We start from the raw sequence: 14,130 nt of genomic DNA on the forward strand, positions 1-14,130 counted from the left end.
GTCCGATGCTAGGGCCCGTGGGGGGCGCCGCTGACCACAGGGGGGTGGTGGGGCGCCGGCTCGTACGCCGGGCCGTGTACGACGGGGGGTGCCAGACGGTGCCGCTTGCGCCAGGCGACGGCCGCCGCGACGACCCCGGAGACCGCGATGAAGCCGAACGACGCGAGGAACGCGGGCGAACCCGGGGACGAGGCGCTGGCCCCCGCGATCACGTACGCGGCGGTGTTCGGGACCGTGCCGAGGGCCGTCGCCGCCAGGAACGGCAGCCAGCCACAACGGGAGACCGCGGCGCAGTAGTTGGCCGCGGCGAAGGGCACCCCGGGGAAGATCCGGATCGCCAGCATGGAACGGAACCCGTGCCGGCTCAACTGTCCGTCGGCCGCCTGCAACCAGCGGCCGCGCAACAGCGGACGCAAAGCCCCCTGCCCCATCACCCGCCCCAGAGCGAAGGCGACGCCGGCCCCGAGCACCGTGCCACCCACCGCCGCCACCAGGCCGAACGGGGTTCCGAAGACCGCCCCCGCGGCGAGGTTCAGCAGCGGGCGCGGCACGAACGCCGCCGTGCACAACCCGTACACCGCCGCGAACAGCGACACCGCCACACCCACCGGGAGCGCCGGCGGCCACCCTTCCGAGAGGAGGCGCTGGGGCTCGTACAGCAGCACGCACACGCCCGCCGCGACGAGCAGCAGGACGAGCACGGACAGCCGGGTCCACGGCGCGAGGAGGAGGGACATCCCGGGAGACTAACCGACACATGCGGCGTCGCGCCGTAATCCGGACCTCATGCGGTCGAACGACCGGCGACCTCCGAACGTGCCCCGCGCCCGCCCGCGGACGCGGTTCGCGCCGCCCGGCAGAGGGTGCGTCGTGGACGTCGAGCAGGTCGGTCGTGCGACGGGCCCGCGCCGAGGGCGGCGAGCCCGTCCGCGCGGATCAGCGCACCCGACGCCGCGTACCGGCCCGAGCAGTGACCAAGGACACTGCGAGACCCACCGGGACCGGCCGCCCCTCCCCGCCGCCGGGTCGCCGGCCCCTCGCGGACAGTGAGCGCCCTGGGCGGTCGGTGAACCGGCCGAGTCGGCAAGAACCCCCGACCGCGCGGAAATTGGTTCGACGCCGGCCCGATCGCACGGCAGGATCGACGACATGTCCAGGCACGCCTTCCTCGCAGCGCCGTCCGCAGTCGCGGACACGCCGAAGGCTGCCTTCCTCGTGGAGGATCTCGCCCTCGTCGCATTCGACGGCGCACGAAGCTGACCCTTCCCGGATCGTCCGGCGGACCCCACAGGGGGAGGGTCGGTTCGCTCCAGGGGTCCCGCTCCAGTTTCGGAACACACGGGAAGACATCATGGCCAAGACGGCCTTCGTGCGCACCAAGCCGCACCTCAACATCGGCACCATGGGACACGTCGACCACGGGAAGACGACCCTCACCGCCGCCATCACCAAGGTCCTCGCCGAGCGCGGCGGCGCCTCCTTCGTCCCGTTCGACCGCATCGACCGGGCCCCCGAGGAGGCCCGGCGCGGCATCACCATCAACCTCACGCACGTCGAGTACGAGACCGACACCCGGCACTACGCCCACGTCGACATGCCCGGTCACGCCGACTACGTCAAGAACATGGTCACGGGCGCGGCCCAGCTCGACGGGGCGATCCTCGTCGTGTCCGCGCTCGACGGCGTCATGCCACAGACGGCCGAGCACGTACTGCTGGCCCGCCAAGTGGGCGTGAACCACATCGTGGTGGCCCTCAACAAGGCCGACGCCGGGGACCCCGAGCTCACCGACCTGGTGGAGCTGGAGGTCCGCGAACTGCTGACCGCGCACGGCTACGGCGGCGACACCGCCCCGGTCGTCCGGGTCTCCGGGCTCGGGGCGCTGGAGGGGGACCCGCGCTGGACCGGGGCGATCGAGGCGCTGCTGGACGCCGTGGACACGTATGTGCCGATGCCGGTGCGCTACACGGACGCCCCGTTCCTGCTGCCGGTGGAGAACGTGCTGACCATCACCGGGCGCGGGACCGTCGTGACCGGCGCCGTCGAGCGGGGCTCGATCCGGCTCGGCGAGCGGGTGAGCGTGCTCGGCGGGGACGGCGAGCCGGTCGAGACGGTGGTGACCGGGCTGGAGACCTTCGGCCGGCCGATGGAGTCCGCCGAGGCCGGGGACAACGTCGCGCTCCTGTTGCGCGGCGTGCCGCGCGACGGGGTCCGGCGCGGGCACGTGGTCGCTGCGCCCGGGAGCGTGGAGCCGAGCCGCCGTTTCACCGCGCGGGTGTACGTGCTCTCCGCGCGGGAGGGCGGCCGTACGACGGCGCTCGCGTCCGGGTACCGGCCGCAGTTCTACATCCGCACCGCCGACGTGGTCGGGGACGTGGACCTGGGCGAGGCGGCCGTCGTCCGACCCGGGGAGACGGTCACCATGACCGTGGAGCTCGGGCGGGACGTGCCGCTGGAGACCGGCCTCGGCTTCGCGATCCGCGAGGGCGGGCGCACGGTCGGCGCCGGGACGGTGACCGCCGTCCTCTGAGCCGATCCTCGGTGTCGCCCGGATCGGGGCCCGCCGTGGTGGCGGCGGTCGGCTTCGGCCAGACTGCCGTCATCACGGGACACGACCGAGGGGCGGGCGGCGATGAGCGGCGAAACGGCACTGGTGCTGGGCGGCGGGGGGCTCACCGGGATCGGCTGGGAGAGCGGGATCCTGTACGGGCTCGCCCGTGCGGGCATCGACCTGGGCGACGCCGAACTCGTCGTCGGCACCTCGGCCGGCTCGGTGGTGGGCGCGCAACTCACCTCCGGGCTGCTGACCCCCCGGGAGCTGTACGAACGTCAGCTGGGCGACGCCTCGGGCGAGACGGTGGCGCGGCTCGGCGCGGGGCTCGTCGCGCGGTACGCCGTCGCGATGGCCCGCTCGCGGGACGCCGCCGGCTACCGCAGGCGCGTCGGCGCCTACGCCCTGGCCGCCGCCGGGACGGCATCGGAGACGGAGCGCCGCGAGGTTCTCAAGGCCCGACTGGTCTCGCGGGAGTGGCCCGAGCGGAGGTTCGTCGTCACCGCCGTGGACACCCTGAGCGGGGAACTCACCGCCTTCGACCGCACGGGCGGGGCCGGGCTGCTGGACGCCGTCTCGGCGAGTTGCGCCGTGCCGGGGGTGTGGCCGCCGGTGACCGTGGGCGGGCGACGGTTCATGGACGGCGGTGTCCGCTCCGCCACCAACGCCGACCTGGCGGCGGGATACGCCCGGGTGGTGATCCTCGCGCCCATGAGTCTGGGCACCGGCATGATCCCCTCGCCCGCCACGCAGGCGGCCCGGTTGCGGGCGGCCGGGGCCCGGGTGCTGCTGATCACCCCGTCCCAGGTGGCGCGCAAGGCCTTCGGGCGCAACGTGCTGGACCCCGCCCGGCGGGACCCGGCGGCGCGGGCGGGGCTGGCACAGGCGGCCGATCACGTGGCCGAGGCGACGGCCGTCTGGGCGACCTGACGGCGCGGCGGCCCGACAATGGTGGGGTGGACGACGAACAGATCCCGGTGATCCGGGACGTGGGCCAGGGCACGGCCAAGCTGATGCCGGACGTGGACCGGGAACGGGCCTGGCTGCTGACCGTCAACGGGGCACCACAGTCGTACGTGGACCTGGACGCGCCGGAGCACCTGGAGTTCGAGTACGTGCGTCGGCTGGCCCACGTACTCGACTGCGCGGCCGAGCCCGGGGCCCCGCTCGACCTGCTGCACCTGGGAGGGGGCGCGCTGACCCTGCCGCGCTACGCCGCCGCGACCCGGCCCGGCTCCCGACAGCAGGTGGTGGAGTTCGACGCGGAACTGGTGGACATGGTGGCGCGGCACCTGCCGCTGGCGGAGGGCGCCGGCGTCACGGTGCACGCGGCCGACGCCCGGGCCTGGTTGGGCGGTGCCCCCGGCGCGAGCGTGGACGTCCTGGTCGCGGACGTGTTCGGGGGCGCGCGGGTGCCGGCCCAGCTGACCTCGGTGGAGTACGCGCGGGAGGCGGCCCGGGTGCTCAGGCCCGGCGGGCTGTACGCGGCGAACCTGGCCGACGGGGCGCCCTTCGGGTTCCTGCGGGCGCAGCTGGCGAACTTCGGGGCGGTGTTCGGGGAACTGGCGCTGATCGCGGAGCCGGGCGTGCTGCGGGGACGGCGCTTCGGGAACGCGGTGCTCGTGGCGTCGGACCGGGAGATCCCGGTGGCGGCGCTGGCCCGGCGCTGCGCGGCCGACGCGTTCGCGGCGCGGGTGGAGGACGGGGAGGCGTTGGCCCGGTTCATGCGGGGGGCGCTGCCGGTGGGGGACGCGCAGGCGGTCGCCTCGCCGGAGCCGCCGACGGGGGCGTTCAGCGTCGACTAGGTCGTGGCTCTCGGGTGAGGGCGGGTCAGCCCAGGGGGAGCGTGGCCGGGGCGGGCGGCGCCGCGTGGACGTCGGGGGCTTCCTTCGCGGACTTGCGGGTCATCCGGCGGACGTCCGGGACGAGCAGGACCAGCCCGGTGACCAGGATCACGAGGGCCGCGCACCCCCACAGGGCGGAGGTGCGGCCGACGGCCGATTCGACGGGGCCGGCCAGGGCGGTGGCGAGCGGCAGCATCGACACCGAGCCGAACCAGTCGTAGGCGGACACCCGGGAGAACTTCTCCTCCGGGATCTCCTGGTGCATGGTCGTCATCCAGCTGACGCCGAACACCTCGATCGCCAGGCCGCTCACGAGCATCACGAGGCACAGGGCCCACACGGGAAGCGGTACCGCCAGTCCGGCGGAGGGCAGGGCCAGCGGGAACACGCACAGGGTGCCGACCAGCAGCAACCGTCGGGGTTTCCACGCCATCATGAGGAAGGCGCCGGCGATGGTGCCCACGCCGAAGAAGGCCAGGGCGAGGCCCCAGGGGGCCGCCCCGCCGAGTCGGTCCCGCGCGACCAACGGCCCGTACACGGCCTCGGCGGCGCCGACGACGGCGACGACCACGGAGAACTGGAGCACGATGCTCCACAGCCACGGGCGGGCCTTGAACTCCACCCAGCCCTCGCGCAGGTCGGACAGCAGCCCGCCGCCGGGGACCCGGTCGGGGATGTGACCGACGTCGAGGAAGGCGCGCAGGGCGCCGGCGACGGCGAAGGCCGCCGCGTCGACGGCGAGCACCCAGCCCGGGCCCATGGCGGCGATCAGGGCGCCGCCGAGGGCCGCGCCGCCGATGCCGGCGCCGTTCATGGCCATCCGGAAGAGCGCGAAGGCCCGATTGGCGTGCGGGCCGGACACGGTGGAGAGCAGCATGCCCTCGGCGGCCGGATTGAAGAACGCGGTACCCGTGCCGCAGAGCGCGGTGAGCAGCATCATCTGCCACAACCGCGGGTGCCCGGTGAGGACGATCACGGCGAACGCGGCTTGGGACACGCAGTTCAGGGCGTTCGCCCCGACCATCACCCGGTGGCGGGGCAGCCGGTCGGCGATGGCTCCGCCGATGAGCAGGAACAGGACGAGCGGCAGGGTGCGCGCCGCCGCGACGAGTCCGACGTCACCCGGGGACCCGCCGGTCTGGATGACCGCGAAGGAGGCCGCGATGAGCGCTCCGTGGCTGCCGAGGTTCGTGACGACCGCCGCGGCCGTCAGGAGGCTGTAGTTGCGGCCCGCCCATTCGGGGCGTCGGCGTGCGGACAGCGGGGCGGGATCGGCGGGGGGAGTGCTCACCCACGGACTATCCCTGCCCGGGGCCGGGATTCCAAACGAAATTCCGGCCCCGGGCAGGGGGCTGCGAAGATCAGCTCGCGTTGAGGCGGACGGAGCTGAGGATCTTCTCGTACGTCTCCTGGCTGACCTCGCCGGGAACCCCGGCCGCGCTGTAGAGGACCCAGGTCGCGAAGTCGTTCTTGGCGTTCTTGAAGCTGAAGGCGATGCTCTTGCCGTCCGAGGAGCACTTGTTCTCCTTCGGCAGGCCGGTCACCGAGGCGGTCGCCATGTGCCCCTTGAGACCGGAGGAGGTGGTGTACTCCTTGGGCTCCGTGACCTTGGTGGTGCCCTTCGGTCCCTTCTGCGCGTATCCGGCGAAGACCCAGTTGCCGGCCTCGGTGCGCGCCGCCTCGGCGGTGTCCTTCGCTCCCTGGCCGCCCTTGGTGCCGGTGCCGCCGAGCGACGTGGTCTCCTCGCTGCCGTTCTTGTCGGAGTCGACCTTGCACCAGTCCTGCTTGAGGTACGCCGGCGCGGACATCATGACGATCGGCGAGCCGTCGCCCTTGGCCTCGTCCTCGAAGCCGATCGACATGCCGGAGCTCAGCACCTCCCAGTCCGGCGGGACGTCGAAGGCGGTGCCGTGCTTCGGGTTGACGACGACCTTCCAACCGGGGATCACCGGCTTCAGGTCACCACCGGCGCGCGGGTTCCCGGTGGGGGTGGCCGGGGCGGCCGAGCTCGCGGCGGGGGACGAGGCGGCGACGACGGGCTTGTCGTCGGCCTGGTCGCTCTTCTTGTCCCGGGTGAGGACGAAGGTGCCGGTGACGGCGGCCGTGACGACGACCGCCGCGGCCGCGACGATGGCCACGGTCTTCGTGGAGAAGCGGGTTCCGCCGCCCTGGGGTGTCTGCGGGGGCTGCTGTCCCCACGGCTGTACGGGAGGGGGCGTCTGGTAGCCCGGCTGGGGATAGCCGTAGCCGGGCGGCTGCTGCTCGCCGAACCCCTGCTGCGGCGGCTGCTGCTGGTACGGGTTCGGCGTTCCCGGCTGCTGCTGGTACGGGTTCTGTTGCGCGTCCTGGGGGTCGTTCTCTCCCCCGGGCGGCTGCTGCTGTCCTGGCCACATGGCCGGTAACGATAGTGGGAGCGGGTGTCGGGAGCCACGGCCGCCCCCGGGGGAGGTCTGGCCAACCGCATCTACTCGTGGGTAACATCGCGTTCCATGAGCGCAGAACAGATGAACGTGGGCGAACTGCTCGCCGCGACGGTACCGATGGCCCGCACCCTCAACCTCCAGTTCCTGGAGACCACTCCGGAGCGCGCGGTCGTCCGCCTGCCGGACCAGCCCGACTACCACAACCACGTGGGCGGCCCGCACGCCGGCGCCATGTTCACGCTGGCCGAGTCCGCGAGCGGCGCCATCGTCCTGGCCGCCTTCAGCGACCAGCTCTCGCGCGCGGTACCGCTCGCCGTCAAGGCGGAGATCGGCTACAAGAAGCTCGCCAAGGGCGTCGTCACCGCCACCGCCACGCTCGGCCGCCCGGCCGCCGAGGTCATCGCCGAGCTGGACGCCGGCGGTCGCCCCGAGTTCCCCGTCACCATCGCCATCCAGCGCGAGGACGAGGCCGTGACGGGTGAGATGACCGTCGTCTGGACGCTGCGCCCCAACGCGTAGCACGCGGCGCGTCAGGGAGGCTCTCCCTGGGCCTTCGGGGGGAAGCCCAGGGAGTTTCCGGGCGACCGGCGGGGCAGGGTTCCGTCAGGCCGCCGGCTCAGCCGGCCTCGCCCCGGCGCGGCGCGCCTCGGCCCACGGGCCTACCGCCCGAGCCGGTGGATGACCTTCCCGGCACGGGGCTCCGCTCCCCGCGCCGCGTAGAAGTCCAACGCCGCCGGGTTGTCGGTATCGGCCGCCCACTCCACCCGCGAGCAACCGGCCTCGGACGCCGCTGCCTTCAGCGCAGGGGCTGCCGCAGCCGCCGCAGGGCTGAACCTCGGCGTCGCGGTGGCGCGTCCGGGCGAACCCGCCGGCGCCCCGGCGCACAGTGGGCGCGGGAGCGGTCCGGCGCGGGCCGCTCCCGCCGATGCCGACGCCGCAGGGAGCGCCCATGAGCGAGGCCGTGTCCAGACGTTCCGCGGTGCGTTTGCTCGGCGCCCTGGGCGCCACGCTCGCCACCGCCGGTTGCGTGGCCGCCGTACCGCCAGGGGCCGCGCCCCGCAAGGCGTCCCCCGCGGCGGGACCCGCCGGGCAGCCGGCCGGCACGGCCCGGATCGACGCCCTGCTGGGCCGGCTCACCCTCGACGAGAAGACCGCCCTGCTGCACGGGGCCCCGGACCCCGCCCCGCTCGGCCAGGCCGGCCACGTGCCCGGCGTTCCCCGGCTCGGCGTCCCGGCCCTGCGGCTCGCCGACGGACCCGCCGGCGTCCGCGTCGCCGCACGCGCCACCGCGCTGCCCGCGCCCGTGCTGCTGGCCTCCGCCTTCGACCCGGCGCTCGCCCGGGAGTACGGACGGGTCCTGGGCCGCGAGGGCCGGGCGCTGGGGCAGGACGTCCTGCTCGCCCCCATGGTCAACCTGATCCGCACCCCGTTCGCCGGACGCAACTTCGAGACCTTCGCCGAGGACCCCAGGCTCACGGCCGACCTGGTCGCCGAACTCGTGCGGGGGATCCAGGACGAGGGAATGATCGCCACCGTCAAGCACTTCGCGCTCAACAACCAGGAACGCGGTCGCGACACCATCGACGTCGTCGTCTCCGAACAGACCCTGCACGAGACCGAACTGAGGGGATTCGAGGCCGCGGTCGCCGCCGGTGTCGGCGCCGTGATGGGCGCGTACAACAAGGTCAACGGGACCTATGCCTGCGAGAACAAGGCGCTCCTGGACGAACTGCTGCGCGGCCGCTGGGGGTTCGACGGCTGGGTGGTCTCCGACTGGGGCGCCACCCACGGCACCGTCGCTTCCGTCAACGCCGGCCTCGACATGGAGATGCCCGGTGGCACCCACTACGGCGCCCCGCTGCGCGAGGCGGTGCGCGGTGGCTCGGTCTCACAGGACACCGTGGACCTGGCCGTACGCCGGATCCTGACCACCATGGACCGATTCGGGCTGCTCGCCGAACATCCCGTCGCCCGCCCCACCCGCGACGCCTCCGCCGGGGCCCGGTTCGCCCGCAAGGTGGCCACCGCCGGGGCGGTTCTGCTGCGCAACGAACACGGCACCCTGCCGCTGACCGGGGCGGCGGCCCGCTCGATCGCCGTGATCGGCCCGACCGGCCAGGTGCCGTTCGTCGGCGGCGGCGGCAGCGCCCACGTGGTCCCCGACGCGGCCGAGGCCCCGCTCACCGCCATCAAGCGGCGCGCCGGGAACGGGGCGAGCGTCCGTCACGTGCTCGGCGAGGACGTGTACGGCCGGGCGCTCCCGCCCACCCTGCTGACGCCGCCCGCCGATCTGGACGACCGCAGCGTGGACGCCGGCCGCCGCTGGAGCCACGAGGGAACGTTCACCCTGGCCGCGGACGACGAGTGGACGCTGATCGTCCACTACGCCGGGAAGCGGCCGGTCGTACGCCTCGACGGGGAGGACCTGTTCCCCGTACGCCAGGGCGTCGCCGAGTACTTCGCGGGCGGGCTCCTGGGGGCGGCCCCCGACGGGCTGACCGTCCGGCGCCACACCCGCGCCCTCAAGGCCGGCGTCCACCGCCTCGCGGTCACCGCGGACGGCGGGGACAAGGGCCTGCGCTTCCGGCTGCGGCACATCACCCGCGCCGGCAGGGCCGCCGACGTCGCCGAGGCCGTCAAGGCCGCCGAAGAGGCCCACAGCGTGGTGCTGTTCGCATACGAGGACGCCACCGAGGGCCGCGACCGCACCTCCCTCGCGCTGCCGGGCGGACAGGCCGCGCTGATCGAGGCCGTCACCGCCGTCAACCCGCGGACCACCGTGGTCCTCAACACCTCCTCCAGCACCACCATGCCCTGGCTCGCGCGGACCGGGGCGGTCCTCCAGATGTACTACCCGGGGCAGGAGGGGGCCGGAGCGACCGCAGACCTGCTCTTCGGGGACGTCGACCCGGGCGGCCGGCTGACGCAGACCTTCCCGGTCGAGGAGCGGGCGACCCCGGTCGGCGGGGACCCGCAGCGCTACCCCGGCGTCGGCGGCCGGCAGGAGTACACCGAGGGCGTGCACGTCGGCCACCGCTGGTACGACGCGCAGAAGGTGGAGCCGCTGTTCCCCTTCGGGCACGGGCTCTCGTACACGACGTGGGCGTACGAGAAGCTCGCCGTGCGAGCGGAGCGCGGCGGGCTGCGCGTGGAGTTCACGGTCCGCAACACCGGACCCCGCAAGGGCGTGGAGGTGGCGCAGGTGTACCTCGGGCCGGCCGGCTCGCTGCGATTGGACCAGCCGGTGCGCGTGTTGGCCGGGTACCGGCGGCTGACCCTGGCCCCGGGGCAGGCGCAGCGGGTCACCGTCGACATCGACGCCCGGACGCTGTCGTCGTGGGACCCGGACCAGCACACCTGGGTGGTGGGTTCAGGCCCGCGTGAGGTGTTCGCGGGCCGTTCCTCGCGTGAACTGCCACTGAGGGCGAGGGCCGTCGTGGCGAGCCGATAGGCTGCCCGTTCGGCGTGTCACAGGGGGCGCGCCGAAGATGATCTGGAGGACGTACCGGTGCACATCCAGGAATGGCTGGAGACGATTCCGGCGGTCAGCGTCTATCTCCTGGTGGGGCTGGTCATCGGACTGGAGAGCCTGGGCATCCCACTGCCCGGGGAGATCATCCTGGTCAGTTCGGCCCTGTTGGCCTCGCAGCACGGCGACATCAACCCGGTGGTGCTGGGGCTCTGCGCGATCACCGGGGCCATCGTGGGCGACTCCATCGGCTACGCCATCGGCCGGCGCGGCGGAAAGCCGCTGCTGGAGAAGCTCGGCCGGCGCTTCCCGAAGCACTTCGGGCCGGAACACGTGGCACTGGCGGAACGCTCCTTCGACAAGTGGGGCATGTGGGCCGTCTTCTTCGGCCGGTTCGTGGCGCTGCTGCGGATCTTCGCCGGACCGCTGGCGGGCGTGCTGCGCATGCCGTACTGGCGCTTCCTCGTCGCGAACATCCTGGGCGGCATCCTCTGGGCCGGCGGCACCACCGCCGTCATCTACTCCGTCGGGATCGTCGCCGAGCCGTGGCTGAAGCGGTTCTCCTGGCTGGCCCTGGCGGCGGCCCTGCTCTTCGGGCTGGCGGTGACGCTGGTGGTGCGCGGCCGGATGAAGAAGGCGGCGGCGCAGCTGCGGGAGACGGAGTCGGACGTACCCGCCGGGCGGACGCCCGCGGCCCGGTCCTCCGAGTCGACCGAGCCGTCGGCGGCGCCGGCGTCCTCGGCGCCGACCTCGGCGAGGGCGTCGGACTGACGCCCCGACCCGCCGGCGGCCCGCGTCCGCCGGCCCGCCGACGGGCGGTGGGCCGGCGGAACCGCGTCAGGCGTCGGGGGTCACCGAGGCGCGGTGCTGCTTGGCCAGTTCCGTGTACATCAGGGCGTTGACCTTGATCCCCTCGCGCTCCTCCTCCGTGAGCTCGCGCCGCACCTTGGCCGGCACGCCCGCGACCAGGGAGCCCGGCGGGACCACCATCCCCTGCGGGACCAGTGCCTGCGCGGCCACCAGCGAACCGGCGCCGATCACCGCGCCGTTCAGCACGGTGGCGCCCATGCCGATGAGGCAGTCGTCCTCGACGGTGCAGCCGTGCACCACCGCGTTGTGGCCGATGGAGACGCGCGCGCCGATGGAGACCGGGAAGCCGGGGTCCACGTGGATCGTGCAGTTGTCCTGCACGTTGCTGTCGGCGCCGAGCGCGATCGGGCCGCAGTCCGCGCGCAGCACCGCCGAGTACCAGACGCTCGCGCCCGCGGCGAGGGTCACGTCGCCGATCACCGCCGAGGTGGGCGCCGTGAAGGCGGTGGGATCGATGACCGGCTGCCGTCCGCCCACACCCGCGACGAGTGCCTGGGCCGCCTGCTGCGTCATGTTCTCTTCCCTCTGTTCCGTGGTCCGCTGTCTGCCGCGCTGACAGCACGGTAGGCCACCTCCCTCGGAGGCCCCGGGATGGGGTGAAGATCACGGCGCGGTACCGGCGGCCGGCACGCTACGGTGACCGGGTGCCGAAGAACCAGAACACGTTCTCATCCCTGCGGCGTCGGGTGGTCAACCGCGCCGTCCACGCGGGCTGGCGCTGGATGCAGCGTGCCGGCGCCGTCACCGCCGAGACCCCGGGACGGCTGCGCTTCGACGCCATCGGGCCCGCCACCCGCCTCGCCTTCCCGCAAGGCACGATCTTCGGCGAACCCTGGATCAGGCTCGGAGACCACTGCATCATCGCCGAACAGGTCACCCTGACCGCCGGGATGATGCCCGACCTCGACCTCGGCCCGGACCCGATGCTCGTCCTCGGCAACGGCGTGGTCCTCGGCCGGGGCAGCCACGTCATCGCCGACACCCGGATCACCATCGGCGACGACACCTTCTGCGGGCCCGGCGTCTACATCACCTCCACCAACCACAGCTACGACGACCCGCACGAACCCGTGGGCAAGCAGTGGCCGCGCAGCGCCCCGGTGGAGATCGGCCCGGGCTGCTGGCTCGGGACGGGCGCGGTGATCCTTCCCGGCGCCCGGCTGGGCCGCAACGTGGTGGTGGCCGCGGGGGCCGTCGTACGCGGTGAGGTACCCGACCACGCGGTGGTGGCGGGGGCGCCGGCGCGGATCGTGCGGCGCTGGGAGCCGGAGACGGGCTGGCAGCCGCCGCTGCGCACACCCACGCCGGTGCCGATAGCGGACGGGGTCACCCCCGGGCAGTTGCGGGCACTGGCCGAACTGGCGGAGGCGGAGCAGCGCACCTCCGAGATCGCGGGCGACCCGGCGTAGCGGGCGCTACCCGGCGGCCAGCAGGACGGTACCCGCCAGGGCCAGTCCGGCGCCCGCCGCCTGTACGGTCCGCAGCCGCTCCTTGAGCATCACGAACGCGGCCAGCGCGGTGATCACCGGGTAGAGCGAGGAAAGCACGGCGGCCACGGTGACCGGGCCGCTCTGCGCGGCGACGGAGTACGTGCCGTTCGCCGCTACGTCCGCGAGGCCGACGAAGGCCAGCGCCGGCAGCAGTCCCCACAGGATCGCGCGCCCGCCGTCCGCCGGAAGGGCGGGGGCGCCGCGCCGGGTCCGGACCCACAGGGCCGCGCCGCCGGCGGCCACGTTCGTCACCCGCTGGACGAAGAGGGCCAGGAACAGGCCGGTGAGGGTGGTGGAGGCGTGCGAGATCAGGGCCATCACCGCGCCGAACCCGAAGGCCGCCACCAGGGTGAGCACGACGGCCCGGCGCTGTACGGGTGCTCCCCGCAGCTCGGGGCCGCCGGCGAGGACGATGCCCCCGACGGCCACGGCGATCCCGGCGAACTGGCCGAGCCCGGGCCGCTCGCCCAGCGCCAGCCCGGCCCCGACCGGCACGATCACGCCGAGCGAACCCAGCGGGGACACCACGCCCATCGGTCCGAGCGCCAGCGCCTCGTAGAAGGCGAGCATCGCCAGGGGGCCGACCAGTCCGGCGCCGACGGCGAACCACAGCTGGGGCCCGGCCTCGTGCCAGGCGCCGGTGCCGAGGACCACCGCGCCCAGCACGACGACGGCGACGAGCTGCGAGACCACGACCACCGTGAGCGCCGGCAGGCGACGGGTCAGCAGCCCGCCGCCGAAGTCGGCGAGGCCCCACAGCACGGCTGTGGCCAGGGCGAACAGGGTGGTCATGGCAGGACCTCGCAGTACAGTGCATTGAACGGTGAAGTACCGCGCACCATAGTCCATTCCATTGGACTCTGTCAGTCAGAATATTGGACCACGAGTGTGGGGGCGATACGTTGTCGGACCTAGAGGAGCTCACCCAGGCCCTCGCGCGGAACCTCAGGCGATGGCGCGGTGAGCGGGGCTTCACCCTGGAGGCGCTGGCGGCCCGGGCCGGGGTCAGCCGCGGGATGATCATCCAGATCGAGCAGGCCCGGACGAACCCCAGCGTCGGCACCACGGTCAAACTGGCCGACGCGCTCGGCGTCAGCATCACGACCCTGCTCGACCGCGACCGCAGTCCGCAGGTGCAGGTGGTACTGCCGGGGCAGGGGGTGCGGATGTGGTCCACCGAGGGCGGCAGCGGCGCCACCATGCTGCTCGGCGACGACCGGCGCGGGCCGCTGGAGGTCTGGACCTACCTCCTGGAACCCGGCGAGGGCACCGACTCCGACGCCCACCCGTCGGGGACCCTGGAGATGCTCCACGTCACGGCGGGCACCCTCACCCTCCTCGTCGACGGGGAGGCGTACACGGTGCCCGCGGGAGGGGCCGTCTCCTTCGAGGGGAACGTCCCGCACACCTACCGCAACGACGGGACCGAGCCCATGGAGATGACCATGGCGGTCTCGATCCCGCCGGTGACCGGGCCGTGAGG

The 14,130-nt window shown here is 73.8% G+C and carries 13 protein-coding genes; 8 read left to right on the forward strand and 5 right to left on the reverse strand.

Annotated elements, in window-relative coordinates:
• Positions 1-8: 8 nt before the first annotated feature.
• Positions 9-737 (reverse strand): TVP38/TMEM64 family protein, encoded by a 729-nt coding sequence (locus ADK55_RS30280; RefSeq protein WP_053683215.1) that lies wholly within the window; start codon positions 735-737, stop codon positions 9-11.
• A 614-nt stretch (positions 738-1,351) separates the two neighbouring features.
• Here ADK55_RS30280 and tuf point away from each other — a divergent pair.
• The 3 genes from tuf (at position 1,352) to ADK55_RS30295 (ending at position 4,356) form a co-directional block, all read left to right on the forward strand.
• On the forward strand, positions 1,352-2,530 hold the full coding sequence (gene tuf, locus ADK55_RS30285; RefSeq protein ID WP_053683217.1) for an elongation factor Tu: 1,179 nt from the start codon (positions 1,352-1,354) through the stop codon (positions 2,528-2,530).
• 102 nt (positions 2,531-2,632) lie between these two features.
• Entirely contained in the window at positions 2,633-3,481 is an 849-nt protein-coding gene (locus ADK55_RS30290) for a patatin-like phospholipase family protein (protein ID WP_053683219.1), read from the forward strand.
• Between the two features lie 83 nt (positions 3,482-3,564).
• On the forward strand, positions 3,565-4,356 hold the full coding sequence (locus ADK55_RS30295) for a spermidine synthase (protein ID WP_053683424.1): 792 nt from the start codon (positions 3,565-3,567) through the stop codon (positions 4,354-4,356).
• Positions 4,357-4,381: 25 nt separating this feature from the next.
• Here the strand turns inward: ADK55_RS30295 and ADK55_RS30300 are convergent, their stop codons facing one another.
• Together ADK55_RS30300 and ADK55_RS30305 are read right to left on the reverse strand one after the other, a co-directional pair.
• Entirely contained in the window at positions 4,382-5,686 is a 1,305-nt protein-coding gene (locus ADK55_RS30300) for an MFS transporter (protein WP_053683221.1), read from the reverse strand.
• Between the two features lie 70 nt (positions 5,687-5,756).
• Positions 5,757-6,788 (reverse strand): hypothetical protein, encoded by a 1,032-nt coding sequence (locus ADK55_RS30305; RefSeq protein WP_053683223.1) that lies wholly within the window; start codon positions 6,786-6,788, stop codon positions 5,757-5,759.
• A gap of 96 nt (positions 6,789-6,884) precedes the next feature.
• Between ADK55_RS30305 and ADK55_RS30310 the strand changes: the two genes are divergently transcribed.
• The 3 genes from ADK55_RS30310 to ADK55_RS30320 all read left to right on the forward strand — a co-directional run bounded on the left by ADK55_RS30310 (position 6,885) and on the right by ADK55_RS30320 (position 11,058).
• On the forward strand, positions 6,885-7,337 hold the full coding sequence (locus tag ADK55_RS30310; protein ID WP_199826666.1) for a DUF4442 domain-containing protein: 453 nt from the start codon (positions 6,885-6,887) through the stop codon (positions 7,335-7,337).
• 430 nt (positions 7,338-7,767) lie between these two features.
• Positions 7,768-10,269: a glycoside hydrolase family 3 C-terminal domain-containing protein gene (locus ADK55_RS30315; RefSeq protein ID WP_053683224.1), complete on the forward strand. Its 2,502-nt coding sequence runs from the start codon at positions 7,768-7,770 to the stop codon at positions 10,267-10,269.
• A 57-nt stretch (positions 10,270-10,326) separates the two neighbouring features.
• Entirely contained in the window at positions 10,327-11,058 is a 732-nt protein-coding gene (locus ADK55_RS30320; protein ID WP_053683226.1) for a DedA family protein, read from the forward strand.
• A gap of 66 nt (positions 11,059-11,124) precedes the next feature.
• On the opposite strand, the gene ADK55_RS30325 is transcribed toward ADK55_RS30320, so the two are convergent.
• Positions 11,125-11,670, reverse strand: coding sequence for a gamma carbonic anhydrase family protein (locus ADK55_RS30325; RefSeq protein WP_053683228.1), 546 nt, complete (start codon positions 11,668-11,670; stop codon positions 11,125-11,127).
• Positions 11,671-11,801: 131 nt separating this feature from the next.
• Between ADK55_RS30325 and ADK55_RS30330 the strand changes: the two genes are divergently transcribed.
• Positions 11,802-12,566 (forward strand): acyltransferase, encoded by a 765-nt coding sequence (locus tag ADK55_RS30330; protein ID WP_053683426.1) that lies wholly within the window; start codon positions 11,802-11,804, stop codon positions 12,564-12,566.
• Between the two features lie 6 nt (positions 12,567-12,572).
• On the opposite strand, the gene ADK55_RS30335 is transcribed toward ADK55_RS30330, so the two are convergent.
• The gene (locus tag ADK55_RS30335; RefSeq protein WP_053683230.1) at positions 12,573-13,439 is read right to left on the reverse strand and encodes a DMT family transporter; all 867 of its coding nucleotides are present in this window, start codon (positions 13,437-13,439) and stop codon (positions 12,573-12,575) included.
• 110 nt (positions 13,440-13,549) lie between these two features.
• Here ADK55_RS30335 and ADK55_RS30340 point away from each other — a divergent pair, with 110 nt between their 5' ends.
• On the forward strand, positions 13,550-14,128 hold the full coding sequence (locus ADK55_RS30340; RefSeq protein WP_053683232.1) for a helix-turn-helix domain-containing protein: 579 nt from the start codon (positions 13,550-13,552) through the stop codon (positions 14,126-14,128).
• The last annotated feature ends 2 nt before the right edge of the window (positions 14,129-14,130 follow it).

It is taken from the genome of Streptomyces sp. WM4235 (genome assembly GCF_001279725.1).
In the GTDB taxonomy this organism is placed as follows: Bacteria; Actinomycetota; Actinomycetes; order Streptomycetales; family Streptomycetaceae; genus Streptomyces.